At 69.0% G+C, this 26364-nt stretch carries 19 protein-coding genes and 2 pseudogenes; 11 read left to right on the top strand and 10 right to left on the bottom strand.

Translation table 11 applies throughout. From position 1 onward, the window contains the following. The 3 genes from ACH4TL_RS17730 to ACH4TL_RS17720 all read right to left on the bottom strand — a co-directional run bounded on the left by ACH4TL_RS17730 (position 1) and on the right by ACH4TL_RS17720 (position 3403). Complete coding sequence (locus ACH4TL_RS17730; RefSeq protein WP_398315001.1) at positions 1–1128, bottom strand: Gfo/Idh/MocA family protein; 1128 nt, start codon at positions 1126–1128, stop codon at positions 1–3. Beyond that, a complete protein-coding gene (locus tag ACH4TL_RS17725; RefSeq protein WP_398314999.1) occupies positions 1128–1940 on the bottom strand; it encodes a sugar phosphate isomerase/epimerase family protein in 813 nt (270 codons plus the stop codon). The genes ACH4TL_RS17730 and ACH4TL_RS17725 overlap by 1 nt, the downstream gene beginning before the upstream one ends. 260 nt (positions 1941–2200) lie before the next feature. Further along, the gene (locus ACH4TL_RS17720) at positions 2201–3403 is read right to left on the bottom strand and encodes an MFS transporter (protein ID WP_398314997.1); all 1203 of its coding nucleotides are present in this window, start codon (positions 3401–3403) and stop codon (positions 2201–2203) included. A 287-nt stretch (positions 3404–3690) separates the two neighbouring features. Between ACH4TL_RS17720 and ACH4TL_RS17715 the strand changes: the two genes are divergently transcribed. The 5 genes and pseudogenes from ACH4TL_RS17715 to ACH4TL_RS17695 all read left to right on the top strand — a co-directional run bounded on the left by ACH4TL_RS17715 (position 3691) and on the right by ACH4TL_RS17695 (position 8645). Next, positions 3691–4821 carry an ROK family protein gene (locus ACH4TL_RS17715; protein WP_398314995.1) on the top strand — a complete coding sequence of 377 codons (1131 nt, stop codon included), beginning with the start codon at positions 3691–3693 and terminating at the stop codon, positions 4819–4821. An 87-nt stretch (positions 4822–4908) separates the two neighbouring features. Then, positions 4909–5946, top strand: a complete 1038-nt coding sequence (locus ACH4TL_RS17710; RefSeq protein ID WP_398314993.1) for a LacI family DNA-binding transcriptional regulator — start codon at positions 4909–4911, stop codon at positions 5944–5946. Between the two features lie 40 nt (positions 5947–5986). Then, positions 5987–7552: a family 78 glycoside hydrolase catalytic domain gene (locus ACH4TL_RS17705; RefSeq protein WP_398314991.1), complete on the top strand. Its 1566-nt coding sequence runs from the start codon at positions 5987–5989 to the stop codon at positions 7550–7552. Continuing rightward, positions 7549–8322, top strand: a pseudogene (locus tag ACH4TL_RS17700) (alpha-L-rhamnosidase); the annotation flags it as partial. The gene ACH4TL_RS17705 and the pseudogene ACH4TL_RS17700, both read left to right, overlap by 4 nt. Further along, positions 8250–8645 (top strand): alpha-L-rhamnosidase C-terminal domain-containing protein, encoded by a 396-nt coding sequence (locus tag ACH4TL_RS17695; RefSeq protein WP_398316024.1) that lies wholly within the window; start codon positions 8250–8252, stop codon positions 8643–8645. The pseudogene ACH4TL_RS17700 and the gene ACH4TL_RS17695, both read left to right, overlap by 73 nt. 144 nt (positions 8646–8789) lie before the next feature. Here ACH4TL_RS17695 and ACH4TL_RS17690 read toward each other — a convergent pair. Then, positions 8790–9158 (bottom strand): annotated as a pseudogene (locus ACH4TL_RS17690) (MFS transporter); the annotation flags it as partial. 395 nt (positions 9159–9553) lie between these two features. Here ACH4TL_RS17690 and ACH4TL_RS17685 point away from each other — a divergent pair. Both ACH4TL_RS17685 and ACH4TL_RS17680 read left to right on the top strand, forming a co-directional pair. Next, entirely contained in the window at positions 9554–11140 is a 1587-nt protein-coding gene (locus tag ACH4TL_RS17685; RefSeq protein WP_398316022.1) for a GMC family oxidoreductase, read from the top strand. Between the two features lie 204 nt (positions 11141–11344). Beyond that, the gene (locus ACH4TL_RS17680; RefSeq protein WP_398314989.1) at positions 11345–13000 is read left to right on the top strand and encodes a GMC oxidoreductase; all 1656 of its coding nucleotides are present in this window, start codon (positions 11345–11347) and stop codon (positions 12998–13000) included. An 11-nt stretch (positions 13001–13011) separates the two neighbouring features. Here ACH4TL_RS17680 and ACH4TL_RS17675 read toward each other — a convergent pair whose 3' ends face one another. Beyond that, positions 13012–14619 (bottom strand): PucR family transcriptional regulator, encoded by a 1608-nt coding sequence (locus ACH4TL_RS17675; protein ID WP_398314987.1) that lies wholly within the window; start codon positions 14617–14619, stop codon positions 13012–13014. A 128-nt stretch (positions 14620–14747) separates the two neighbouring features. Between ACH4TL_RS17675 and hisD the strand changes: the two genes are divergently transcribed. The 4 genes from hisD to ACH4TL_RS17655 all read left to right on the top strand — a co-directional run bounded on the left by hisD (position 14748) and on the right by ACH4TL_RS17655 (position 20268). Next, on the top strand, positions 14748–16073 hold the full coding sequence (gene hisD / locus ACH4TL_RS17670) for a histidinol dehydrogenase (protein ID WP_398314985.1): 1326 nt from the start codon (positions 14748–14750) through the stop codon (positions 16071–16073). A gap of 95 nt (positions 16074–16168) precedes the next feature. Then, positions 16169–17779 (top strand): APC family permease, encoded by a 1611-nt coding sequence (locus ACH4TL_RS17665; protein ID WP_398314983.1) that lies wholly within the window; start codon positions 16169–16171, stop codon positions 17777–17779. Beyond that, positions 17776–18444 carry a ThuA domain-containing protein gene (locus ACH4TL_RS17660; protein WP_398314981.1) on the top strand — a complete coding sequence of 223 codons (669 nt, stop codon included), beginning with the start codon at positions 17776–17778 and terminating at the stop codon, positions 18442–18444. Before ACH4TL_RS17665 ends, ACH4TL_RS17660 begins: the two co-directional genes overlap by 4 nt. A gap of 36 nt (positions 18445–18480) precedes the next feature. Next, positions 18481–20268 carry a thiamine pyrophosphate-binding protein gene (locus ACH4TL_RS17655; protein ID WP_398314979.1) on the top strand — a complete coding sequence of 596 codons (1788 nt, stop codon included), beginning with the start codon at positions 18481–18483 and terminating at the stop codon, positions 20266–20268. 58 nt (positions 20269–20326) lie between these two features. Here the strand turns inward: ACH4TL_RS17655 and ACH4TL_RS17650 are convergent, their stop codons facing one another. The 5 genes from ACH4TL_RS17650 to icmF all read right to left on the bottom strand — a co-directional run bounded on the left by ACH4TL_RS17650 (position 20327) and on the right by icmF (position 26165). Beyond that, on the bottom strand, positions 20327–20455 hold the full coding sequence (locus ACH4TL_RS17650) for a hypothetical protein (RefSeq protein ID WP_398314977.1): 129 nt from the start codon (positions 20453–20455) through the stop codon (positions 20327–20329). Positions 20456–20460: 5 nt separating this feature from the next. Beyond that, positions 20461–20793 carry an enoyl-CoA hydratase-related protein gene (locus ACH4TL_RS17645; protein WP_398314975.1) on the bottom strand — a complete coding sequence of 111 codons (333 nt, stop codon included), beginning with the start codon at positions 20791–20793 and terminating at the stop codon, positions 20461–20463. 14 nt (positions 20794–20807) lie between these two features. Continuing rightward, positions 20808–21650, bottom strand: coding sequence for an FAD-binding oxidoreductase (locus ACH4TL_RS17640; protein ID WP_398314973.1), 843 nt, complete (start codon positions 21648–21650; stop codon positions 20808–20810). A gap of 78 nt (positions 21651–21728) precedes the next feature. After that, on the bottom strand, positions 21729–22877 hold the full coding sequence (locus ACH4TL_RS17635) for an acetyl-CoA C-acetyltransferase (RefSeq protein WP_398314971.1): 1149 nt from the start codon (positions 22875–22877) through the stop codon (positions 21729–21731). A 36-nt stretch (positions 22878–22913) separates the two neighbouring features. Then, entirely contained in the window at positions 22914–26165 is a 3252-nt protein-coding gene (gene icmF / locus ACH4TL_RS17630; protein WP_398314969.1) for a fused isobutyryl-CoA mutase/GTPase IcmF, read from the bottom strand. Positions 26166–26364: the final 199 nt, after the last annotated feature.

Here is a 26364-nt window from a genome sequence, read left to right as displayed (position 1 = left end):
TCACAGGGTTGCTCCGTAGGGGTCTCGGTCCTCGGGCACGAGAGGGATCTCGTCGGTGCCGCTGTCGACGTGGACCGTCTCGCCGGAGGTGACCGACTCGTCGATGCAGACGAGGGTGTCCAGCACGTGGAAGCCCAGGTCGCCGGTCGCGATGTGGGGCTGCCCGCCGCGGATGGCCCGGGCCATATCGAGGACGCCGAGTCCCCGGCCCGCTTCGATGCCGACCGGCTTGACGATTTCCCACTCGGGTTCGCTGCCGTGGGCGTCGAAGGGCTGCGCCCGAGTGATCTTGACGTCGCCGGCGAACATGTTGGGGTCGGGCACCACGAGGGTGCCCTCGGTTCCGGTGATCTCGACGACGCCGGTGCGGGTGAGAGGCGAGTCGAAGCTGAACACGCTCTGGCTCACCGCGCCACTGTCGAACTGCGCGATCGCCGCGACGTGGGTCGGGACGCTGACCGGGAACTCGGTGCCGGACCGGTCGCCCCTCTTGATGGTGCGGGTAGCCCGGCCGGTCGAGCCCACGGCGGAGACACGGGCGACCGGGCCGAACAGGTTGATCAGAGCGGTGACGTAGTAGGGCCCCATGTCGTACAGCGGGCCGGCACCCTGGGCGAACAGGAACTCCGGGTCGGGATGGAAGATGTCCGGCCCGGCGTACTGCATGACGGTCTGCGCCGACAGCGGTACGCCGATGTCGCCACGGGCGATCGCCCGGCGGGCCGTCTGAACGCCCGGGCCGAGCACCGTATCCGGAGCGACACCGACCCGCATCCCGGCCGCGGCCGCCTGGTCCAGCAGAGACCGGGCGCTGACCCGGTCGATGGCGATCGGCTTCTCGGACCACACGTGCTTGCCCTCGGCGACCGCGGCCGAGCTGACCTCCGCGTGGACGGCGGGGATCGTCAGGTTCACCACGATCTCGACATCGGGGTGGGCGAGCACATCCGCGGTGGATCCCGACTCCGCTATCCCGTACTTCTGCGCCTGCCTCGCGGCCCGGCCGGTGTCGAGGTCGCCAAGGATGACGACGTTGACGTCGGGGAACTTGGTGAGGTTGTCGAGGTACTGCTTACTGATCATGCCGGCCCCGATGAACCCGACGCCGACCGGTCCCCTGGTGCCCATCAACGGATGCCCTTCCCGTTCAGGTACCCGACGGCCGCACCGATGCCCTCGAAGATGTCGCCGCCGTAGTGGTCGAACTCGATGATGGCGAACTCGGCGTGGGGTGCCGCGGCGAGCGCCGCGTCCAGTGGCACTTCGCCCTGCCCCGGCGCGACCTGGCCCGTCTGGGCCGGGTCGAACGGGACACCGGAGGAGAACGGGTCGTCGATGATGGCGCCGTCCTTGACGTGCAGGGCCTGCACACGCGAGCCGAGGCGCCGCAACAGGGCTACGACGTCCCTGCCACCTGCCGCGGCCCAGTAGAGGTCGATCTCAAGGCAGACGTCCGGGTTCAGCCGGCTGACGAAGAGGTCGAAGGCGTTCGTTCCGTTGATGGTGTGGACGAACTCCTGCGAGTGGTTGTGATAGCCCACGCGAAGACCGTGGCCCGCCGCGACGTCGGCCGCGTCGTTCAGCAGGGCCGCCGTCCGAGCGATCTCCTTCTCGTCAGCCCAGCGGGCGGCGGGAACGAAGGGGTCGATCACGATGTCGACGCCCAGCTGCTTGGCCGCGGCGAACGTCTCGTCCAGCGTGTGGACGGTAGCGCCGTGTGCCTGGGCCAGTTCGGGCGACAGGAAGTTGGCGTGTCCGGTGCGCGCGGACAGCCCGTGGCTGCTGAGTGCCTCCGACAGTTCCTGTGCCCGGTGGACGAAGTTGAACACCTCGACGTTGCGCAGCCCCAGGGAGGCCAGCTGGGCGAGGGCGCCGTCCTGATCGTTCTCCAGCGCCTGGCGGGCGGAGTAGAGCTGCACTGACAGGTGTGGTGCTGACACGGGTGGTCCTCTCAAGTGGGTGAACTAGTGCTTGCCCTATGGGAGTTGAGGTTCAGACGGTGCGACTCGGCTACCCGCACGGGATCGGAGGGGGCGCCGCGGCCGGGCGGGGTGGGTTTGGTGGCCGCGGCGCCGGGCCGGAGGTATGGAACCCAATCGAACGGGTGCCACCGTCCGGCGACTGTGGTGCGGGCGTGGTGTGTTTCACGCGGGGGCCGATTTTCACTGCGACGGTCCTGTCGGATGGTGAGCCGCGACTGTTACTTGACGGAGCGGATGGGAACGATGGCGAGCGCTCCGAGGACGCCGAAGATGCCTGCCCCCCAATAGAGAGCGGTGTAGTGGGAGCCGCCACTGCCCAGTGAGAGGAGGAGTGCGCCGACTCCTCCGGCCAACGACTGGGGAAGGGCGTTGGCGATGTTCAACACGCCCAAGTCCTTCGCGCTGTCATCAGGATTGGGCAGGACATCGATGACGAGTGCGGTGTCGACGGCGACGTAAGCACCGTAGCCGGCCCCGAGGACCGCTTCGGCGACGAAGAACGCCGTGACGGTGCCCGAGTGGGCCAGGACGATCATGCCCAGGGCGAACAGCAGGGTGGATGCGATGACGAACGGCTTGCGCCGCCGCATGCGGTCGGACAGGAGGCCTGCCAGCTTGGCGAAGAGAACCAGGGCGATGGTGTAGATGAGGATGCCCGTGCTCAGAGTCTGCACCGCTTCGCGGGTCGACAGCCCGATGGAGTGCTCGAGGAAGAACAGCCGGAAGGTGATGAAGAGGAACTGGGCCAGGATGACGAGGAACCTGGAGACCCACACCCATGCGAAGTCCGGGTGCTTACGGGGGCTGACCCAGAAGGTCCGCAGGAACACCTGCCATCCCCCCAGGTCGGGGCGGTTGGAAAGCGGCCGGTCCGGCAGGAGGAAGCAGTAGCAGGCAATGGTCGCCACGGCGAAGAGCGCGGGCAACGCGAAGAGCATCAGCATGTCGTCCACGAACCAGCCGGCGACGTACGCCGAGGCCAGATTGGCGACGTTCTGCATCACGCCCACGTTGGCCGAGACCGTTCCGCGCTGAGCGGGCGCCACCTGATCGGCGATGGTGGCGAGCAGGGGGGCGAGGATCGCGTTGCCCGAGAGCTGTGCCGCGCACCAGCCCAGCAGGAGGGTCGTGACATTGGGTGCGAGACCCACGACGATCAGGGACGCGAGGAATACCACCGCTCCGCCCAGCATCCACGGGCGTCGACGGCCGAACCGCGAAAGCGTGAGGTCGGACAGCCGGCCGAAGAGCGGATTGGCGACGACCGCCAGCAGCGCCGCCACGGACAGGACACTGCCGTTGACCTCAGTGGCACGGTCGCCGGGGACCAGGGTCTGGGTCTTGAGGGCCAGACTGACGGTGACCGGAGCGAGAAGCCCGATGAACAGACCGAACTGGGCCAGCGCCAGGCCGAATACCACCCTGCGAGGGGTGGCCGCCGTGGCATGTGGCTCCGCTGAAGCCTGGTCATGGAGGTCCCTGGTTCTTGTTGACACGATTCACCACTCATCGTCGAGGGGCTGCGACAGGGGGATGAGGAGGGGCAGGCCATTGGCAGGCCGGCGAGCGGGCGCGGATGCCCGATCCGGTGAGGAGGGCCCCGCTCTACCGTTGAAGTGATTGTTAAGCGCGCGAAAAACTTACGTCAACGGTGACTTCATTTATTTCAAAATTGATTTAATTGCGGGGGTGTGGTCTGCTTGGCCGCATGAAGCCGCCCCTCCCTCATCCCGAGAACGCGCCCCTGATCCGCGCACTCGCTCGCGGTGCGCATTCGCGGACCGCTCTGACCGAGGCGACGGGACTGTCCCGCAACACGGTCGGCAGCCGACTGGACAGCCTCGTCGAGCAGGGGTGGGTCAGCGCGCGGGGAGACACGCGCGGCACACGCGGACGCCCCTCAGCGGTCTACCGCTTCCGGGAGGACGCCGCGCTCGTCTTCACCGCCAGCTTCGGCTGGCGTTCGCTGGCGGGAGCCCTGACGACCCTGCAGGGCCGCCCCTTGGCAACGGCCTCGATGGACTACGACCTGCGACACGGCGGCATTCACGACGCCGTCGAAGCCGCGGACGGCTTCCTGACCAAGCTCCTGCCACAGACCGGGCGGACCCGGGCCGACCTCGCCACCGCGGTCGTGGGCGTCCCCAGCGCCGCCGCCAACGAAACGGTGCTGGCCGCATGGTCCGGCCACGCGTCCGACCTCTTCTCTCAGCGACTCACCGCTCCTGTGCTGGTCGAGAACGACGCCAACCTCATGGCCCTGGGCTACCACGCCGCGCTCGGCCGGAGCCCCGAGTCCATGGTGTTCGTACGGGTTTCGTCAGGGGCTGGGGCAGGACTGATCGTCGCAGGTCAACTGCACCGTGGACATCGCGGCCTCGCAGGGGAGATCAGCCACATGCCTGTCCGCCGCGCGGCGGATCGCCGATGCCCATGCGGCAACACCGGATGCCTCGGCACCGTGTCCTCCATCGACGCGGTGCTGACCGAGGTTCGGCAGGAAGGACGGGACGTCGAGACGTTCGACCAGCTCGCCACCATGGCGATGCGGGGAGATCCGGTCTGCGTCGGCACGCTGCGCCAACTCGGCCGCGACATCGGTGAGGCCTTGAGCAACGTGACCAGCACCCTCGCGCCACCACTCATCGCCGTGGGCGGCCGGCTCGCCCTGGCCGGCGACCACCTCATCACCGGCGTACGCGAAGCCCTGTACGCGCAGGTGATTCCCGCCCTGACCGCGGAACTGAGGATCGAGCGAGCCGACGATCACCAGGAGTGCGCGCTGCGCGGGGCTGCCGAACTCGCCTTCTCCCACCTGTTTCCGCCCCTGAACGGCTGACACCCTGCGACTGGACCTCCGTCACCCGCTCGCAAGCGAATTCAGCAGCCAGTCCCGTCGTTCGCACCGCTCCAGCGCGAAGGGACCTTGGCACAGATCGCCGAGTACGCCGGTGTCTCGGTGGCCACCGTCTCCAAGGTCATCAACGGGCGCCCCGACGTGGGCCAGCGGACGCGTGACCGGGTCCTCGACCTGATGTGCCAGCACAACTACGGCGGGAACCGCGACGATCTGCGCGCGTACCCCACCGTGGAGCTGTTCTTCGGGTTCGAGCGGTTGAGCATCTACCACATCGAAATCATCCAGAGCGTGGTGGACGCCGGGGCCCGTGAGGGCGTCGCGGTCGTGGTCAGCAGGCGCGGCGAGCGCGATCCGGCGGCCGACCCTGCAGCCTGGGCCCGCGGTCTGGCGGCCGCCGGTCGGCGCGCGGTCATCGCGGTCACCGCGAACACGCTGTCGCCGCCGCTCCTCCAGGCCCTGAACCGGGTCCGCATGCCGGCGGTGCTGCTCGACCCGACGGAACCGGTGCCCGACGCCTCGATCGTCAGCGTCGGCGCGACCAACTTCGCCGGCGGCCACGCCGCCGCCACGCATCTGCTCTCCCTGGGCCACCGCCGGATCGCGTACCTCGGGGGCACGGTGTACGCCGGCACCAACCAGGCCCGGCTGCACGGGTTCCGCAGCGCGATGGAGGCGGCCGGCGCACCGGTGCCGGACGAACTGGTCCGCCACGCGGGCACATTCCATGCCGCCGAGGGCATCGAGCACGGCGGGGCGCTGCTGTCGGTGCTCCCGGCGCCCACCGCGGTGTTCGCCGCCTCCGACGAACTGGCCGCCGGGCTCATCGAAGCCGCCCGGCTGCGCGGCCTGCGCGTCCCGGACGACCTCAGCGTCGTCGGCTTCGACAACACCCCGCTGGCCCAGGTGACCTCACCCCCGCCGACCACCATCCACGGCCCCGCCCAGGAGATGGGATCCGTGGCCCTGCGCACCGCGCTGCGCCTGGCAGCAGCGGAGGACATCGACTCCCATCACGTCGAACTGGCCACCCGCCTGGTGGTCCGCGCATCGACCCGGGCCCTGCCGGCCGCCCCCGTCACGACCCCGAACGGCGAGACGACCTGATCCCACCCGCCACCCACCCGGAAACGGAGGCGACGGCCCGATGCCCGCACCCGCCCCGTACGACCTCGCGATCGACTTCGGCGGCGACCACTTCCCGGTCTCCGGCAGCAGCCCCCGGCTGTCGTGGAAGCCACCCACCGGCTTGCCGGCGCACGCCGCCCATGAACTGGACGTCCGCGTCGAGGGCCGACCACCGCTGACCGCCCGCGCCGACGGCCACCTTTACGTCGCCTGGCCCGCCCCGCCGCTGCGCAGCGGCGAACGCGTCCGCTGGCGCGTCCGGTCGCACGGCACGGCGCGGATCTCCGACTGGAGCGCCTGGCACGACTTCGAGACGGGACTCCTGGAGGAGGACTGGTCGGCGCACTGGATCACCCCCGCCGACGACCCGCGGCAGGCGCGCCTGCCCCCCGGCACCCGCTGCGCGCACGTCCTGCGGACCACCTTCACCACCACCGAGGTGGTCCGCGCCCGCCTGTACACGACAGCTCTCGGCGTGTACGAGGCGTTCGTCAACGGCGAGCGCGCGGGCACCGTCGAACTCGCGCCGGGCTCGACGTCGTACGACCACACCCTGTACGCCCAGGCCGCCGACGCCACCTCGTACGTCCGCCCCGGCACCAACTCGCTGGAGATCGTACTGTCCGACGGCTGGTACCGCGGCCAGGTCGGCGCCTTCCGTAAACCGGCCGGATGGGGTGAACTCCTGGCCGCGCGCTGTGAGTTGCACCTGGAGCACGCCGACGGGACGCATCAGGTCGTACGTACCGACGAACACTGGACCTCGGCCCCCGGCCCCCTCATCCGGGCCGACCTGATGGACGGCCAGACAACCGACTTCCGCGCGGTCGGCGGACCCGAGCGGCCCGTCCTCGTCAACGCCGTCACCGCACCCCCGGTCGACTGGTCCCCGGCCCCGCCCGTGCGCCGGATCGAGGACCGCCCCGCCACGTCACTCACCCGGCTGCCGAACGGCGCCTGGATCGCCGACTTCGGCCAGAACGCCTCAGGCTGGATCACCCTCACCGACCTCGGCCCGGCCGGCACCCGCACCGTGATCGACTATGGCGAGCACCTCGACCCCGCCACCGGCGACCTGACCACCACCCACCTCGACATCCAGCGCCCGGGCGACCCCGTCACCGTCTTCGTCCAGCACGACGAGGCCATCTCGTCCGGCGCCACCGGCGAGGTCTTCGAACCCCGCCACACCGTGCACGGATTCCGCTACGCCCGCCTGGAGCGCGGCGAGGTCCCGCTGGACGCGTCGAGCCTCACCATGCGGGTGGTCCACACCGACCTGCGGCCCACCGGCACCTTCGCCTGCTCCCACCCCGACCTCAACCACCTGCACGAGGTCGCCCGCTGGAGCTTCCGCGGGAACGCCGTCGACGTACCCACCGACTGCCCCACCCGCGAACGCATCGGCTGGACCGGCGACTACCAGGTCTTCCTCCCCAGCGCCGCGCGCCTCTACGACGTGTCCGGGTTCAGCCGCAAGTGGCTGCGCTCGGTCCGCGACGACCAACTCGACGACGGACGCATCGCCAACTTCTCCCCGACGGACGCCGCATCAGGCTCCGCGGCGACCAGCGCCTCGACATGATGACCGGCTCCGCCGGCTGGGGAGACGCCATCGTGCTGGTGCGGTGGGAGCTGTACGAGACGTACGGCGACCGCCGGGAACTCACCGAGAACTGGGACGCGATGGTCCGCTGGGTCGAATGGGCCCTTGCCACCGCCCGCACCGCCCGCCTCCCCTCCCGGGTGGCCCGCTCGGCCGAGCCGCTCCCGCACGAGGAGTTCATCTGGGACGGCTCCTTCCACTGGGTCGAGTGGTGCGAACCCAAGCCCCGCGCCGCGGACGGCTCACCCGTCGAGTCGGGGAAGAGCGACCCCGACGATTGGATGAAGTCCGACAAGGGCGAGGTCGGCACCGCGTTCCTGTACCGCTCGACCGCCACCCTCGCGAGGATCGCCCGGGTCCTGGGCCTCGACACCGATGCGGCCCGCTACTCCCGGCTCGCGGAGCGGATCAAGGAGGCGTGGCGGACGGAGTTCCTCGACCTTACCGGCCGCACGACCGTCGACACCCAGGCAAGCTACGTCCGCGCCCTCGCCTACGGCCTGGCGCCCGAGAAGCTACGCGAGGCCGTCGCGGCGCGGCTGACCGCACTCATCGAGGCGGCCGGCACACACCTGGGCACAGGGTTCCTCTCCACCGCCGACCTGCTGCCCGCCCTGGCCGACACCGGCCACGCCGACCTCGCCTACCAGCTACTCCTCCAGCGAACCTCACCCTCGTGGCTCGGCATGCTCGACCGGGGCGCCACCACGATCTGGGAGGACTGGAACGGCGTCGACGAGAACGGCGTCGCCCACGACTCGCTCAACCACTACAGCAAGGCCGCCGTCATCCGCTTCCTGCACACCCACACCCTCGGACTGCGGCAGGCCGAGGAGCCTGGGAGTCGTTCGTCGTCGCACCCGTGCCCCATCCCACGGTCGACTGGGCGCATGGCACCTTCGACGGCCCGCGGGGCACCATCGCGGTCGAGTGGCGCACCGAGACCGGCGAGCTGCACCTCACCGTCGACATTCCCCCCACCTCCACCGCCACCGTCGTTTTCCCCGACGGCGAGGAAGTGCCGGCGGGCCCGGGCCGGTTCACGGCACGCCGGTACGTCGGCACACAGTGAGGTCCGGCAGCCATCCGTTGTCTTCGCGCAGGGGCAGGTGGTCGACGCGGGCGGGCCATGGGAAAGCCGAGGGAGGCCCCCAGGCCCCAGGCCCCAGGCCCCAGAAGAGCACAGCAGCACCGGCCACCAGGGCGTTGTCGGAAAAAAGATGACGATAGCGACACCGACGGCTCCCGAGATCGCACCGGCCCGGACGACGACGGCCCTTCCGAAGCGGCCGAGAAAGAACCCACTGGCGAACCGCCCGACGGTCATCGCGGCGGCGAAGCCGGCATAGACCAGCGATCCCTGTGCCGCATCGAGCCCGTGTCCGTCCACCACGAGCAACGGCAGCCAGTCGTTGGCCGCGCCTTCGGCCAGAGCCATGGCCAGCACGATCACGCCGGTCAGGACCAGCCGGGGATCTTGCCAGACCTTCGCTGCCCGCACCGCCGACCCCTCAGGCACCGGGGTGCGCGAACGGACCCCGGTGCCCGCCGGGACAGCCCTGAGGGCGTACGGGAAGATCGCCATGGAACCGGCTGAGAGGAGCGGCCCGGCTGGTGGCGGCTCCGGCACGGGTGACAGCGGGCTGGACGGAGCGACGCCGGCAGAGTGACATGCTCCGCAGGCCCAGGACCTGTAGCTTCGGGCTGAGCACCGGCCTCCGCCGCTGTCCTCAGCGCTCCGTCGAGAACGCAGCCGTCAGCTCATCACCCCCGCCGCTACCCGGTGCACATAGTGTGTACTACTTATGGGCAGCACCGCTCACTTTGCGTATGTGCTGCGATCGCGTGACTGCCTAGTGTCTCCAGAAACCGCCACGGTGAGAGCAGCTCGACTCCAGCTCCTCGGAATCACCGGATATTGGTCCAGTACACATATATCGAGCACACCGGGCTATGAGGCCTGATCGCCATGGAGGCGCTATGACGGGGACTGCGGAAACGTACGACTACGTTGTTGTGGGGGCCGGCTCAGCGGGCTGCGCGCTTGCTGCCAGGCTCTCCGAGGATCCGGACGTGACAGTGGCTCTGATCGAAGCCGGGCCGCCCGCCACAGGTCGTCTGTTCGAGATTCCCGCGCTGTTCTCGCAGCAGCTGAAGACGACGTACGACTGGGACTTTGCTACGGAGCCCGAGGAGCAGCTGGGCGGACGGAGGATCTACCTGCCGCGTGGGCGGGCGATCGGCGGAACCAGCTCGATGAACACCATGCTCTACGTCCGCGGCCACCGCTACGACTACGACACATGGGAGCGGATGGGGAACCCCGGCTGGAGCTACGACGACGTCCTGCCGTTCTTCAAGAAGTCCGAGGACAACCAGCGTGGAGCCAACGACTTCCACGGCGCTGGGGGCCCGCTGACCGTCAGCGATCCGGTTTCTGTCCATCCGCTGCTGACTGCCTGGGTGGAGGCAGCCCAGGACGCCGGCCACAAGTCCAACCCCGACTTCAACGGAGCCGAGCAGGACGGTGTCGGCTACCACCAGGTCACCCAGCGCAAGGCGCTGCGATGCAGCAGTGCGGTGGCGTTCCTGGAGCCGGCGGCAGACCGCCCGAACCTCACCATCCTCCCTTCGACGACCGCGCTCCGCCTCATCTTCGACGGCACCCGTGCCCAGGGACTGGAGGTCGACCACCTGGGCACCGTCCGGCTGATCCGGATCAACCGTGAGGTCGTGCTGTCCCTGGGCGCCTACAACTCGCCCCACCTGCTGCTGCAGTCGGGCGTCGGTCCGGCGGACGAGCTCGCCCAGGGGGGCATCGCCCCTCTGCACGACCTGCCGGACGTGGGACGGAACATGCAGGACCACGCCGGGTGCTTCATCAGCTTCTTCAGCCACACCGAGCCCCTTCTCGGCCCGGACACCTCGCGCGAGGAGCAGCAGCTGCGTGAGCAGGGTCAGGGAGCTATGGCCTGGAACGAGGTTGGCGGTTTCTTCAGCACCAGCGACGACTTGCCGGCTCCGGACATCCAGGTGCACGCCGCGCTGGGCATCGTCCGTGACGAAGGACTTGCCGCGCCCCTTGAGCCGGGGATGTCCTTCGGGCCGTACGTCGCGCGTCCGAGCAGCCGCGGTTCCGTGCGCCTGCGGCACTCACACCCCTACGCCAAACCGCGCATCGTGCACAACTATCTCGGGGACGAGGACGATCGCAGGCGGCTGCGGGAGGGCCTGCGCATCTGCATGCGCATCGCCCGCGAGTCACGGCTCGCCGAGGTCCTGGAGTCCGATCTTCGCGGGGCCGCGGATGCGGGGCTGGCTCCCGTATCGGACCGCGACCAGGTCATCGACGACTTCATCCGCACCCAGTCGTTCTCGTTCTACCACCCGTCGGGTACGTGCATGATGGGCAAGGTCGTCGATTCCGAACTCCGCGTGCACGGACTGGACAACGTGCGTGTGGCAGACACATCGATCATGCCGTCCCTGGTGACCGGAAACACCAATGCGCCGGCCATCATGATCGGGGAGCGGGCAGCCTCGTTCATCCGGTCTTCGGCGCAGTAACGAATCCGCCCGGCCAGGCACGGTCAGCAGTATCGGCTGTTTCGCCGGCTGATGCCCGCGCCTGGCGGGCGATACCGAGTGTGCCGAGACAGGCGCGTAAGTGGCCCCGGAACGTTTCGGGTGCATGCACACAATGTGCACTTTATCCGGCAACCATCGCCCATCTCGCGCATGTGCTGAATTCTGCGCCATGCTCAGGTGCTCGTGAACCACCAGCAAGGTTCACTGCTTTTCATCGCCCAAACTCAGAGCCAAGCTTCTAAGGGGTTCCGATTCATGTCCAATCCGGTACGTCAGGATTACACGCCGCCGGAGCTTCGGCCCGATTCCCTCGTTTCAGTCGGCACCGCTGCCGAGGTCAGCACTGACGTCCTGATCATCGGCTCCGGCATGGGCGGTTCGTCTCTGGCCTGGGCGCTGAAGGACACCGGCCTTGAGGTACTGGTCGCGGAACGGGGCCATTTCCTTCCCCGTGAACCCGAGAACTCCCAGCCGACCGAGATGTACCTCAAGGGCCGGTACAAAAACGCCGGTTATTGGTACGACACCAGCTCGGGCAAGCCGTTCGCGCCGGGTGTGTACTACTGGGTGGGCGGTAACACCCGCTTCTACGGTGCCATGCTGCCCCGCTTCCGGCGCAGTGACTTCACCGAAGTGGAACACCACGAGGGTGTCTCGCGTGCCTGGCCTTTCACCTACGACGACCTGGAGCCCTTCTATGGCGCCATGGAGCAGCTGCTCCAGGTGCACGGCCAGGCCGACGAGGACCCAACCGAGCCGCCGCGCTCCGCGCCCTACCCGTACCCCGCGCTCGACCACGAACCGGAGATCGAGAGATTCGCTCGGTCACTGCGCAGGCAGGGCCTGCGTCCCTTCCACACGCCGAACGCGCTGAACGTGAACACGCAGGCCGATCGCGCCGCCGTGACGACAGCGGACGGCTGTCCGGACGAGACTGGCATGAAGTCCGACGCCGAGAACAGGATCCTTCTCCCCGCGCTGCGCGACGGCGTGAAGATGCTCACCGGTGCGGAGATCACCCGCCTGATCACCTCACCTGACGGCCGAAAGATCGTCGCCGCCGAGGCACGGCACCGGGGCCGTACCGTCCGCATCCACGCCAGGACCTTCGCCCTCGCCGGGGGTGCCGTCAACTCGGCGGCATTGCTGCTCCGTTCGGCCAATGGCATGCATCCGCACGGTCTCGGCAATTCGTCAGGGCTGCTGGGCCGCAACTACATGGTCCACAACAGCACGTTCTTCGTCGGGGTCAACCCACTGCGGACCAACCCCACGCAGTGGCAGAAGACCCTGGGCATGAACGACTTCTACGAAGCCGGCCCGGGAACGCCCTTCCCGCTGGGAAACCTGCAGATGCTGGGCAAGCTGCGGGCCTCCATGCTCAAGCCCGCGCGTCCATGGGCACCGACGTGGGCCCTGAAGTTCATGTCGTCCAGAAGCATCGACATCTACCTGACGACGGAGGACCTTCCTTCCCCGGACAATCGGGTACGGGTGGACGGCGACCGCATCCTCATCGACTGGGCGCCGACCAACCTCGCCCCCCACCACGAACTCGTACGCCGGGTGACCAAGGCGGTCCGCAAGGCCGGCTATCCGCTGATCTTCACCCAGCGCATGGGCATCGAGACCAACTCCCACATGTGCGGAACGGCCGTGGCAGGTCGCGAGCCGGCGCAGAGCGTCCTCGATCCGCTGTGCCGCAGCCACGACATCGACAACCTCTGGGTGGCCGACTCGTCGTTCTTCCCGTCCTCCGCGGCGCTCAATCCAGCCCTGACGATCGGGGCGAACGCCCTGCGCATCGCCCCATCGCTCGCCAGGGCGACGAAGGGCTGACGTCGCGGGAGTCAGGTCCGCCGCAACGTCGGTTTGCGCAGCAGGTCATGGCCGCGCACGGCTAGTTGCAGCCGCTGCTGGTTGCCGACTCGCGTGAGGTCGAGGCCGAGAATCTCGGAGAGCTTCTCGAGGCGGTGGTAGAGGGTGCGCCGCTGGATGAAGAGTTCGTCCGCCGCCCGTGCCTTGTTGCCACCGCAGTCGAGGAAGGTACGGAGGGTGGGTAGCAGCGGGTTCTTCACGAGCGCGTCGCGCTCGAGCAGGGGGCCCAGTTCGTCCTCGACATAGCGCCTGAGCTCTGGACCTTCTGAGAGTGCGACGAGGAGACGCAGCGCTCCGAGATCGTCGAAATGACGGACTTCCGCCGTGGTGGCCGCCGCTGCGACAGAGGCCGCGCTGCGGCTCTGGCGCAGCGCCAGCGGCAGCGCCGCCGGCTCCACGGTCCGGCTGATGCCACCCCGTACGCCGTGACCGGCCAACAGGTTCTGCACATCGGCCGCGTCAGCGCGGGCGGGCAGGCCCACGACCGCCACGTCGAAATCTCCGGTGTCGCCCACGATGGCGGGCCAGCCGGCCTCCTGGAGCAGGCGGGCAAGGGTGTGGTCCTTGATCGGCTCTTCGTCCCCCGCCCACGCGGTGACGACGATCAGGTCACGTCCGCGCAGGTCCTGCCCGAGTGCCAGGCTGAGGCTCACGAACCGCTCCCCCGTGATATCGCCGAGTAGCAGCCGGTTCAGCAGCGCCGTCTGGCGCTGGGATGCGCGGGCGCCGCTCTCCCGCTCGCTGAGCAGCGAGATCGCCACAGCCGCGGCCGCTCGCTCCAGCGTTCGCAGCTCGGCCGGGGCCGGCCGCACCTTACCGTGCAGCAGGTGAAGCCAACCCCAGGACTCGCCTCTGAGGATCACGGGCTGACGGGCGCAGGGCACGACCTCGCGAAATGATGCCGCCGAGGCCGCAGAGGCCTCAGTGCCCTGCGTCACGACAGGGTAGTGGCGTTCGTGAATGGCCCGGGAGTGCGCGCTCCACTCGTTCACGACCTGGTCGGCCTCCGGTGTCGCGCCTCCATACGCGAGCATCTGATGGGCGACGTCTTCCAGCACCACCGGGTGCCCGGTGCGGCGGGCCAGTTCTCTGACCACGCCCACGTAGTCCTCGTCGGCCAGCAGCAGGTCCATGAACGCCTGGCTGGTGGCCTCTTCCGCGATCATTTGCTTGACGCGCATGCCGACCAACACCTCGTGGACCTGGGCTGACGTCTCGACGAAGGGGATCTCGTCGGTCAGTCCCACCAGCGGCAGGCCGGCGGCTTCGGCCTCCTCGACGACGGCCTGCGGCATGGAGTCGAACATACGCCCGGCCAGCTCGATGACGAGGACGGCCGCATGGGCGTCCGCGAGACGCCGGATGAAGGCGCGCTGCTGAAGGGCCGTCTCGCCCATGCCGAGTCCTGCTGTCAGGAGCATCTCCTGCCCCGTGAGGAAGCGATGGATATCCGGGATCTCACCGGTGTGCACCCAGCGCACGGGGCGGTCCAGATTCCTCTCTCCGGCATACACGCGCACCTCGGTGCGCGTGAACACCTCGAGTTCGAGTGCGGCGCGAACAGTCAGGGGCTCAGCCATGAACCAATACCTCGGTGTGTGCAGGTTCCCTGGCCAATATTGCACACACTGCGCCTGTCGCGACACCTCTGTGTTTACCCAGACTTCAGGTCAAGCCCGCAGGCACGACCACCTGCAAGGAGTGCAGAGTGTCTTCAGTACGCAACATCATCAAGGCTCCGGCCGCCACGGAACCGGCGCGGACCAGCCGTCCGGAGATCGTCGAAACCGTCGCCGACGTCATCGCTGACGTACGACGCGACGGCGACGCCGCCGTGCGCCGCTGGTCGCAGAAGTTCGACGAGTGGAGTCCGCCGTCCTTCCGGCTCGGCCCCGACCAGGTCGCTTCCGTGGTTTCCTCCGTCCCCGAGACGGTCCTCGACGATCTGCGGTTCGTCCAGAAACAGGTGCGTGGCTTCGCCCAGGCACAGCGGGACTCCCTCACCGACTTCGAGGTGGAAACGCTTCCCGGGGTGTTCCTGGGCCAGCGCAACATCCCGATCGGCGCGGCCGGCGCGTACGTCCCGGGAGGCCGCTACCCCCTCACGGCGTCGGCTCACATGACGGTCCTGACGGCCAAGGTCGCGGGTGTCGGCCGGGTCGCCGCGACGACCCCGCCGGACCGCGGTGCTCCGCCGCCCGTGAGCATCGCCGCGATGCATCTGGCCGGGGCCGACGAGATCTACGTCATGGGCGGCGTCCAAGCCGTGGCGGCCCTGGCCCTGGGCACCGAGACGGTCGACGCGGTCGACATCCTCGCCGGTCCCGGCAACGCCTACGTGGCCGAAGCCAAACGCCAGCTCTTCGGCGAGGTCGGGATCGACCTCTTCGCCGGGCCCACGGAAGTACTGATCGTTACCGACGGCACCGCCGATCCGTTCGTGGTGGCGACCGACCTGCTGTCCCAGGCCGAGCACGGGCCGGACTCCCCCGTGGTCCTGATCACGACGTCCGAGGAGGTGGCCACGCGGACCATCTCCTGCGTGGAGCAGCTGCTGCCGGGCCTGCCCACCGGTGAGGTCGCCGGGCGTGCCTGGCGCGACCACGGTGAAGTGATCGTGGTCCCCACACTCGACGCCGCCTACGAACTCGCCGATCAGTACGCGAGCGAACACGTCCAGATCCTGACGGCCGAGCCCCGCGAGGCCCTGCACCGGATGCGGAACTACGGCGCCCTCTTCCTCGGCGACAAGACATGCGTCGCATATGGTGACAAAGTCATCGGCACCAACCATGTACTGCCCACCCTGGGGGCAGCCCGCTACACCGGCGGCCTCTGGGTCGGCAAGTACCTCAAGACGGTGACGTACCAGGAGATCAGGGACGCCAGGTCCAGCGCCCAGCTCGGTGAGGTCTGCGGCAGGGCCTCCCGCATCGAGAACTTCGAGGGGCACGCCCGCTCGGGAGACGTCCGCGCCGCGCGCTACGGATCGGCCCGGCTGGGCTGGACCGACCACTCCTTCGACCGGAGCTGAACGGCGATGACGGATCGCGACTTACGCCGAACCGCGGTCGCGGCGCGGCAACCGTTCGACAAGGAGCACTTCCCCCCAACCCTCCGGAGATCTTCATGTCAGCCACAGAGAACGAGGCGCACGCGGCGCCCCGGTCCCACCACATCAGTCCCCCGGGCGGGGCCGCCGGCCCTGTCTCATCGACCGAGGACGCGGAACTGCTCGCCGCGCTGGGCTATGACCAGAGGTTCGACCGCAAGGTCAGCCTGTGGGCCAACTTCGCCCTCGGTTTCGTATACCTCTCGCCCCTCGTGGGCGTCGTGTCCCTCTTCGCGGTCGGGCTGGCGACCGCCGGCGGACCCGCCATCTTCTGGATAGGCATCGTCGGAGCCGGGCAATTCCTTGTCGCTCTGGTCTTCGGTGAGGTCGTCTCGCAGTTCCCGCTCGCGGGCGGGCTCTACCAATGGGTCCGGCGACTGTGGAATGGGCGTTATGCGTGGTTCACCGCATGGACCTACATCTGCTGCATCACCATCGGCATCACCAGTACCGCACTCTTCAGCTCGGACTTCGTGGCCAGCCTTTTCGCCGGGAGCGCCGACCAGCCGGGAATCAGCTCCACCCCCGGGGAGCGCCTGTGGATCGCGATCGGCATGACCGCCGTCTGTCTGATCTGCAACAGTTTCGGCACCAGGACACTGGCCCTGATCTCCAAGATCGGGCTCGCCGCGGAACTGATCGGCATCATTCTCGTGGGCCTCTACCTGCTGATCTTCGAACGGCGCAACTCCGTCTCGATCTTCTTCGAGACCAGCAGCTCCAACCACGGCAATTACTTCATGGCCTTCATCGCCGCTTCGCTCGTCGGGCTCTTCCTCTTCTACGGCTTCGAAGCGTGCGGCGAGATCGCGGAGGAAGTCCCCAATCCCTCCCGCAGCATCCCCCGCGCGATGCAGCTGACCGTGGGCGTCGGCGGAGCGGCCGCACTCCTCGCGTTCGTCGGCTATGCGCTTGCCGCTCCCGACCTCCCCTCGATCCTCTCGGGGAAGGACACCAACCCGATCCCCTCGATCCTGGAGAACTCGATAGGCATCGTGGGCACGAAGATGGTTCTCATGGTCACCATCACCTCCTTCATCGCGGGCGTGATGAGCCAGCAGGCCGCCGCGAGCCGGATCGTCTTCTCCTTCGCCCGCGACGACATGTTCCCGGGCGCCCGCACCTTCTCGAAGATCTCCCGCAGGCACCGCGTCCCCAGCAACGCGCTGCTGGCAGTGAACGTCGTCCCGTTGCTGATCTTCGTGTTCGTCTATTACTCGCCCGACTCCCTCACCAAGATCGTGGCCTTCCAGGTGCTGGCCGGTTACGCGGCGTTCATGATGGTCGTCCTGGCCGCGCTGCGGATGCGCCTGAAGGGCTGGCGTCCCGCCGGATCCTGGACCCTCGGCCGCTGGGGACTCGTCGTCAACGTGGCGGCCCTGACCTACGGCGTCCTCGGGATGGTTCTCCTGGCCTGGCCCGCCGGCGACGCCGGGACCCCGCTCCTGGACCGGTGGATCGCGCTGATCGGCTTCCTCATCGTCTCGGCCGTGGGCCTCGTATACCTGCTGACGGCGAAGCCGGAGCGCAATTCCACCGCTCCGGAGGGCGACGCCCTGGAAGTGGCGGAGCACCTGCGCAGCCGCGCCGCACTCATCGAATCCACTACCGGAGGGAAGGACGCATGACCCGGGTTCTGTATCTGTACGGAGGCTGGCCGGGGCACAAGCCCTACCAGATCGCCGAACAATGGGCCCTGCCGATCTTCAAGGACCTGGGGTTCGACGTCGACGAGACCAACGACATCTTCGCGCTCGACGCCGACCTGACCGGGTACGACCTCATCGCACTCAACTGGAACAACGCTCTCCTGTCCGAGGGGCTCACCGCCGCCCAGGAGACGAGCCTGCTGAGGGCCGTGGAGAACGGCACCGGGATCGCCGCCTGGCACGGCGCGGCCGCCGCGTTCCGCACGAGCCTCAAGTACCACTGGCTGATCGGCGGCAGCTTCCTCGAACACCCCGCCGGCGAAGCGGTGAAGTACCCCTACCAGGTCACCATTACGGACACCGGCCACCCGATCACCGCCGGGGTCAAGGACTTCCAGGTCGCCTCGGAGCAGTACTACATGTCCGTCGACCCCAACAACCATGTCCTGGCGGAGACCACCTTCACAGGCGAGCACCTGCCGTGGCTGGAGGGCAGGACGATCCCTCAGGCGTGGACCCGGACCTGGGGAGCGGGCCGTGTCTTCTACAGCGCGGTCGGACACGACCTCGACGACCTCCAGAACCCGGACGTCACCCGGCTGTGCACGCAGGGGTTCACCTGGGCCGCCCGCCGGGGCGCCTGACCGCACCATCCGAACCGAGCCGATTGGGACCCCACCATGCCTGTCCTCACCGGAGGCCAGATCGTCGCGCGCACCCTGCGCAACTACGGAGTCGACTACGTCGCCGGCATTCCCGGCCACGGCATCTGGTCACTGACCGACGCCTTCCTCGATGCCGAGTCCAAGATCCCCTTCATCCAGACCTTCCACGAGCAGAGCGCCGTCCACCTCGCGGACGGCTACTACCGCGCCACCGGCCGCCCCCAGGCCGCGGTGACCTCCATCGGCGCCGGCGCGAGCAACACCGTCATCGGCATGGGCACCGCGTTCACGGACTCCACCAGCGTCCTCGTCATCACGGGCGGCCCGCCGACCCATATGCGCGGCCACGGACTGCTCCAGGAACTCGACCGCTACACGGCCAACGACTTCCCCAAGGTGGCCGAGGCCGTCAGCAAGCGGCACTGGGTCGTCACCCGTGTCGAAGAACTTCCCTTCGTCCTGCACCGCTGTTTCAACTCCATGCTGACCGGCCGTCCGGGCCCGGTGCACCTCGAAGTCCCGATGGATGTGCAGGCCGAGGCCGCGGACGTGGATCTCCACGACCTCGAGCGGCGCATTCCCGTCGGCCGACAGCATCCCGACCCGGAAGCGGTGGAACGCGCCGTCGACGTCCTGCGCACCGCCACCCGGCCGGTCATCGTGGTCGGCGGTGGGGCGATCACGTCCGAGGCGTCCGACCAGGTCCTCGCTCTCGCCGAGCGGTGGCAGATCCCGGTCGTCACCACCTGGAACGGCAAGAGCGCCTTCCCCGAGGACCACGAGCTCTTCGCCGGCAGCGTCGGCCAGACCGGCACGATGACCGGCAACGCGATCGCGAGCTCCGCCGACGTCGTCGTCTCCGTCGGCTGCCGTTTCACCGACTGGTCGGCCTCCAGCTACGCCAAGGGCGTCAGCTTCTCGATCCCGCCCGCGAAGCTCATTCACATCGACATCGACCCGCACGAGATCGGCAAGAACTACCCCGCGGAAGTCGGCATCGTCGCCGACGCGCAACGAGCCGTGGCCGCGATCGTCGGCTCCCTGCCCACCAAGGGCGCCGACCGCTCCGAGTACCTGGCCGAACTCGCCACGCTCAAGCAGGACTGGGAGGAGAAACTCGCCGGCCGCCGCGACAGCGACCGCTTCCCGTTCACCTCCCAGCGCCCACTCGGCGCCCTGCGGTCCGTCCTCCCGCGCGACGCGATCATCGTCGCGGGCTCGGGCAACACCCAAGGCGCGGTCAAGCAGACCTTCCCCGTGTACTCCCCTCGCACTCACCTCACCTCCGGCGGCTTCTCCTCCATGGGCTGGGCCGTGCCCGCCGCGGTCGGCGCCAAGCTGGCCCATCCGGACCGTCCCGTGGTGTGCGTCCTCGGCGACGGCGACTTCCTCATGACCGCCCAGGAAATCGCCCTGAGTGTCACCGCCGGCGCGCCGGTGGTCTTCGTCGTCCAGAACAACGCGGGCTACATGTCCATCCGCGGCGGCCAGCGCAAACAGACCTCCCGCCACATCGGCACGGAATTCTCGTATCCCGACGGCACGCCCTACAGCCCCGACTTCGCCGCCATGGGCCGGTCCTTCGGCATCGAATCGTGGAAGGTGTCCACCGCCGACTCCCTGGAGTCGACCCTGCGCAAGGCCGTCCAGTCGGGGGCGCCGGCCCTGGTGGAAGTCCCGACGGACCGCGACGCCGCCGGCCCCTGGGTGCCAGGCTGGTGGGACTTCCCGGTGCCGGCGTACATCACCGACGAGCGGCAGGACGAGTACCACCGGACCAGGGCCACGGAGCAGCACCTCTGAGACGACTCCGCGCCGGGGATGACGACCACCCGTCTTGTGTCGGCCGCGCTGGGAACGGTCACGGCCACCGCATGATCACCAGGGGTTGCGTGGACTCCTGAAGATCGTGCGGTGGCCGTCCCGTCATGCCGGTGGTGGAGGAGAGGTTGACGACGGCTCCGTGGCCGCGGGCGTGTGAGGCGCCCATGTGTCTCAATGGCGGCTGAAAGACTCGCTGCTCGCGCGATGTGCCCAGCCCGCGCGCATCAGGAGTTTGGTCCGCCCGAGGGCGAACGCCGGTCCCGCTGCGAGCCGTTCGCCGAGCCGATGTGTTCGATCACCGAGTTCCGCGTCGTCGACCACATCGTTGATCAGCCCCCAGGCCGAGGCTTCCTCGGCGGTCTGGACCCGGCCCGTGAGGGCGAGTCCGAGCGCGCGCTGTTGTCCGATCGCGCGGGGCAGGAGGTACGAGACGCCACAGTCGGGTGTCAGTCCGGCATCGGCGTAAGCCATGAGGAACTTCGTCGACGCCGCCGAGACGATCACGTCGCAGCTCAGCATCAGCGCCGGACCGGCACCCGCCACCGCTCCCTGGACCGCGGCGTCCTCCCAGCCCGGCCACGCCGGCTTGTCCGCCGGGCTGCGGCCACCGAGCCCTCGGCCGCGGTGTCGCCCGGCGTTTCCACGAACAGCCAGCCCTCTCCTCGGGGCAGATCGGGCACCGCGCCGCTGCCGACGAGGAACTTGGCCAGATCCGCGCCGTTCTCCGGCAGCGGGTGCTCCAGGGAGTAGCCCGACACCTGCCGGCCGAAGCGTCCGAACTCGGCGCGTATCACCGCCAGGTGCTCGCTGACGGTGTCTTCCAGCACGCGGCCCTTGGCGCCCGCGGCGCGCAGGCCGGCCCGGCCGAGGCGACGGGCGTCCAGCCGCTCGCCGTCGGCGGTCAGGGCGTCGATGGACACGACGTTGTCGGCGGTGCGGCCGTACCGGAGCGCCCGGGCGCCGCAGGCGTTGTTGCCCAGCGAACCGCCGATCGTGGCGCGGGCGTGTGTCGAGGGATCGGGGCCGTACCGCAATCCGTACGGGGCCGCGGCGGCGCTGATGCGATCGAGGATCGCTCCCGGCTGGACGGTGGCCGTCCGCGCCTCGGGGTCCACCGAGAGCACCCGGTCGAGATGGCGGGAGAAGTCGAGGACGATGCCGGTGCCCACCGCGTTGCCCGCCGTCGAGGTCCCGCCGCCCCGGCAGGTGACCGGGACTCCCGTGGAGCGCGCGACCGCGACGGCGGCCGCGACCTCGTCGGAGTGCCGGGGAAGGGCGACGACCGCGGGGACGACGCGGTAGTTGGAGGCGTCCGTCGCGTACTCCGCCCTGCGGCGGGTGCCGGCATCGACCTCGGGCATTATCCAGTCGGAAGCGGGAGGTGCAAGCGGCGGATCAGGGCGATGAGCCCAGGAGCCAGAAGAGGGACCTGCCAGGGGTCACACGGCTTCCACGACGGTCGCGTTGGCCATGCCGCCTCCCTCGCACATGGTCTGCAGCCCGTAGCGGCCTCCGGTCCGGCGGAGCTGGTGGACCAGGGTCGTCAGCAGGCGGGCGCCGGTGGCACCCAGTGGGTGCCCCAGGGCGATGGCACCGCCGAACGCGTTGGTGCGTTCCGGGTCGGCGCCGGTCTCCGCGAGCCAGGCTTGTACCACCGGTGCGAACGCCTCGTTGATCTCCACCAGGTCGATCCGGTCGAGGGTCAGTCCCGACCGTTCCAGGACCTTGTCGGTGGCGGGGATGGGCCCGGTGAGCATGAGGACGGGGTCGGAACCGACCACGGCCATGGTGTGCACCCGGGCCAGCGGCGCCAGCCCGAATCGGCGCACCGCGTCCTCGGAGGCGACCAGCAGGGCGGCGGCCCCGTCGGATATCTGGCTGGACACCGCGGCGGTCAGCCGGCCGCCCTCGGTGAGGGGCTTCAGTCCCGCCATCTTCTCCAGCGAGGTGTCCGCGCGCGGCCCCTCGTCGGCCGTCAGGCCGAATGTCGGCACGATCTCGTCCGCGAAGACCCCGGCCGCCTGGGCCGCCAGTGCCCGCTGGTGGCTGGCCAGTGCGTAACTCTCCATGTCCTGCCGGGAGATGCCCCACTTCTCAGCGATCAGCTCCGCCCCGCGGAACTGGGAGATCTCCTGATCGCCGAAGTGGCTGCGCCAGCCTTCCCCGTCGTACGGGGTCCCCATGCCCTCGCGCTGCCCGAGGACGAACGGGCTGCCAATGGGCACCAGGCTCATCACCTCGACCCCGCCCGCGACGACGAGGTCGGCGGTGCCGGACATCACGGCCTGGGCCGCGAAGTGCAGGGCCTGCTGGGAGGAGCCGCACTGCCGGTCGATGGTCGTGCCCGGCACATGCTGGGGCAGACCACCGGCCAGCCAGGAGGTGCGGGCGATGTTGCCGGTCTGCGCGCCGATCTGGCTCACGCAGCCGAAATACACGTCGTCCACGAAGCCGGGATCAACACCGGTCCGGTCGATGAGCGCGCGCAGTACATGCGCTCCGAGGTCTGCGGGGTGGACGCCGCTCAGGGTGCCCTTGCGGCGGCCGACGGGGGTGCGGACGGCGTCGACGATGAACGCTTCGGTCACAGTACGCTCCGGAGTTCGGTGATAAGGGGCCTTGGGTCAGACATTGCGCCGGTATTCTCCGCCGACCTCGAAGAACGCCTCGGTGATCTGCTGGAGTGAGCAGACCCGGGCGGCGTCCATCAGCACCGCGAAGACGTTGCGGCCGCCGGCGGCGGCCTCCTTGAGGGTGGTCAGGGCAGCGGGGGCCTGCTCGCGGTGGCGGGTCTGGAAGTCGTGGACGCGCTTCAGCTGGGACTGCTTCTCGTCCTCGGTGGCGCGTGCCAGCTCCACGGCCATCTGGTCCCGGTTTGTGTCGGCGTGCGGGTGGCGGAAGGTGTTGACACCGATGATGGGCAGGGTGCCGTCGTGCTTGCGCTGCTCGTAGAGCATCGACTCGTCCTGGATGCGGCCGCGTTGGTAGCCGGTCTCCATGGCGCCGAGCACCCCGCCGCGCTCGCTGATCCGCTCGAACTCGCTCAGCACCGCCTCCTCCACCAGGTCGGTGAGCTCGTCAATGATGAAGGAACCCTGCAACGGGTTCTCGTTCATCGCCAGGCCCCACTCCCGGTTGATGATCAGCTGGATGGCGAGCGCGCGGCGCACCGAGTCCTCGGTGGGGGTCGTGACGGCCTCGTCGTAGGCGTTGGTGTGCAGGCTGTTGCAGTTGTCGTAGATGGCGATCAACGCTTGCAGGGTGGTGCGGATGTCGTTGAAGTCCATCTCCTGGGCGTGCAGGGAGCGTCCGGAGGTCTGCACGTGGTACTTCAGCTTCTGGCCCCGAGTCCCCGCGCCGTAACGCTCCCGCATGGTCACCGCCCAGATGCGGCGGGCCACCCGGCCGAGCACGGAGTACTCCGGGTCCATGCCGTTGGAGAAGAAGAACGACAGGTTGGGGGCGAAGTCGTCGATGTGCATCCCACGGGCGAGATAGGCCTCGACGTAGGTGAAGCCGTTGGCGAGGGTGAAGGCGAGCTGGCTGATCGGGTTGGCCCCGGCCTCGGCGATGTGGTAGCCGGATATGGACACCGAGTAGAAGTTGCGCACCTCCTTCTCGATGAACCACTCCTGGATGTCGGCCATCATCCGCAGGCTGAACTCGGTGGAGAACAGGCAGGTGTTCTGGCCCTGATCCTCCTTGAGGATGTCGGCCTGCACGGTGCCGCGGACACTGCGCAGGACATCCGCCCGGATCTGTTCGGCCTCCTCGGCGGTCGGCTCGCGCCCGTGCTCGGTGGCGTGGGCGTCGAGCCGCTGGTCGATCGCGGTGTTGAGGAAGAACGCGAGGATGGTCGGCGCGGGCCCGTTGATCGTCATGGAGACCGACGTCGTGGGCGAGGTCAGGTCGAAGCCGTCGTACAGCGCCTTCATGTCCTCCAGGGTCGCCACCGACACACCCGAGGTTCCGACCTTGCCGTAGATGTCGGGACGCAGATCCGGATCGCGGCCGTAGAGGGTGACCGAGTCGAAGGCGGTGGACAGCCGGGTGGCCTCGCTGTCCTCGGAGAGGTAGTGGAAGCGGCGGTTGGTACGGAACGGGTCGCCCTCACCGGCGAACATCCGCGCCGGGTCCTCGCCCTCCCGTTTGAACGGGAACACCCCGGCGGTGAACGGGAAGAACCCCGGAAGGTTCTCCGCACGGAGGAACCGCAGCAGCTCTCCGTGGTCGGTGTGACGCGGCAACGCCACCCGGGGGATCCTGCTCCCGGACAGCGACTCGCGCACCAGCGTGGTGCGCAGCTCGCGGTCGCGTGCCGTCACGATGAGCTGATCGCCGGAGTAGTCGCGTACGGTCCGCGGCCAGTCGGCCAGCCGTCCGCGCGCTTCCGGTGCGAAGGTGTCCTCCGCGTCCTTCAGCAGCTTTTCGACGTCGTCGGTGTTCGCGCCGGCCGCCGCCAGCTCGTCGCGGACGGCCGCCAGCCGCTGGATCCGGCGGGCCTGCCCGGCCAGGACGCCGGTGCGCTCGTGATAGCCACGCACCGTTTCGGCGATCTCCGCCAGGTAACGCACCCGGGCCGGGGGCACCACCTGGGTAGCGCCGCTGGAGTGGCGCACCGCCACCTCGGGAAGCGCTCCGGGCGCCACGGGCAGGCCGCGCTCGGCGAACAGATCCCGCAGATGCTGGTAGAGCGCGGTGACCCCGTCGTCGTTGAAGGTCGACGCGCTGGTCCCGAAGACCGGCATGTCCTCCGGCCGCTGCCCGAACGCCTCGCGGTTGCGCACCAGCTGTCGGCCCACGTCACGCAGCGCGTCCTTGGCTCCGCGCCGCTCGAACTTGTTGATGGCCACCACGTCGGCGAAGTCGAGCATGTCGATCTTCTCCAGCTGGGAAGCCGCACCGAACTCCGGTGTCATCACGTACAGCGACACATCCACGTACGGGACGATCGCGGCGTCCCCCTGCCCGATGCCCGGCGTCTCCACGATCACCAGGTCGGAACCGGCCGCCTGGCAGGCCGCGATGGCGTCCGACAGGCCCTCGGGAACCTCGCGTCCGCCGCGGGTGGCGAGCGAGCGGAAGAACACCGTGTCGCCGTCGAGGCAGTTCATGCGGATCCGGTCGCCCAGCAGGGCGCCCCCGCCACGCCGCCGGGTCGGATCCACCGCCAGCACCGCCACCTTGAGCCTGCCGCCCTGGTCGCTGCGCAGCCGACGTACCAGCTCGTCCGTGAGCGAGGACTTCCCCGAGCCGCCGGTGCCGGTGATGCCGAGCACCGGTGTCCGGCGGGACGCGGCTGCCTCGCGCAGGACGCCTACGTCCGGGTCGGCCACGGTACCGGCCTCCAGGCCGGTGAGCAGCCGGGCCAGTGCGGGCCTCTCCCCCGCCAACACCTGGTCCGGCGCGACCGGGGCCAGATCCCACAGCGCGGTGTCGCACTCTTCGACCATCGAGTTGATCATCTTGGCCAGACCGAGCCGCTGGCCGTCCTCCGGGGAGAAGATCCGTACCCCGGCCCGGGCCAACCGGGCGATCTCCTCCGCGACGATGACCCCGCCGCCGCCACCGAAGACCTTCACATGTCCGGCGCCACGCTCCCGAAGCAGCTCCACCAGGTACTCGAAGTACTCGATGTGTCCGCCCTGGTAGGAGCTGACGGCCACGCCCTGGACGTCCTCCTCCAGCGCCGCCGACACCACCTCGTCGACCGAGCGGTTGTGCCCGAGGTGCACCACCTCGGCTCCTTGGGCCTGGAGGATGCGGCGCATGATGTTGATCGCCGCGTCGTGCCCGTCGAAGAGGCTCGAAGCCGTGACGAACCGGACCGGATGCTTCGGGCGGTACAGGGACTCAACGGGGGCGGGAACAGACAAAGCACCCTCCGGAAAGGAGTGAACAAACGAACACGTATCCGACCGGAAGCGGACCCGCCCCGGCCCAGTCACCGAAAGTGAACTACTAGATCGCCCAAGTGCATTCAGCCCTTGCGGGTCTTGACCTCCTCGGTGAGCTGCGGGACGACCTCGAAGAGGTCGCCGACCACGCCGTAGTCGACCAGGTCGAAGATCGGGG

The sequence above is a fragment of the Streptomyces sp. NPDC021115 genome (genome assembly GCF_044333065.1).
Classification (GTDB): domain Bacteria; phylum Actinomycetota; class Actinomycetes; order Streptomycetales; family Streptomycetaceae; genus Streptomyces.
This window is presented reverse-complemented; position numbering and strand designations above follow the sequence as displayed.

Coding starts and splice junctions, on each gene's coding strand:
- ACH4TL_RS17730 (WP_398315001.1), bottom strand. CDS start 1,128: ATGGGCACCAGGGGACCGGTCGGCGTCGGGTTCATCGGGGCCGGCATG.
- ACH4TL_RS17715 (WP_398314995.1), top strand. CDS start 3,691: ATGAAGCCGCCCCTCCCTCATCCCGAGAACGCGCCCCTGATCCGCGCA.
- ACH4TL_RS17705 (WP_398314991.1), top strand. CDS start 5,987: ATGCCCGCACCCGCCCCGTACGACCTCGCGATCGACTTCGGCGGCGAC.
- ACH4TL_RS17685 (WP_398316022.1), top strand. CDS start 9,554: ATGACGGGGACTGCGGAAACGTACGACTACGTTGTTGTGGGGGCCGGC.
- ACH4TL_RS17675 (WP_398314987.1), bottom strand. CDS start 14,619: ATGGCTGAGCCCCTGACTGTTCGCGCCGCACTCGAACTCGAGGTGTTC.
- ACH4TL_RS17665 (WP_398314983.1), top strand. CDS start 16,169: ATGTCAGCCACAGAGAACGAGGCGCACGCGGCGCCCCGGTCCCACCAC.
- ACH4TL_RS17660 (WP_398314981.1), top strand. CDS start 17,776: ATGACCCGGGTTCTGTATCTGTACGGAGGCTGGCCGGGGCACAAGCCC.
- ACH4TL_RS17655 (WP_398314979.1), top strand. CDS start 18,481: ATGCCTGTCCTCACCGGAGGCCAGATCGTCGCGCGCACCCTGCGCAAC.
- ACH4TL_RS17650 (WP_398314977.1), bottom strand. CDS start 20,455: ATGGGCGCCTCACACGCCCGCGGCCACGGAGCCGTCGTCAACCTCTCC.
- ACH4TL_RS17640 (WP_398314973.1), bottom strand. CDS start 21,650: ATGCCCGAGGTCGATGCCGGCACCCGCCGCAGGGCGGAGTACGCGACG.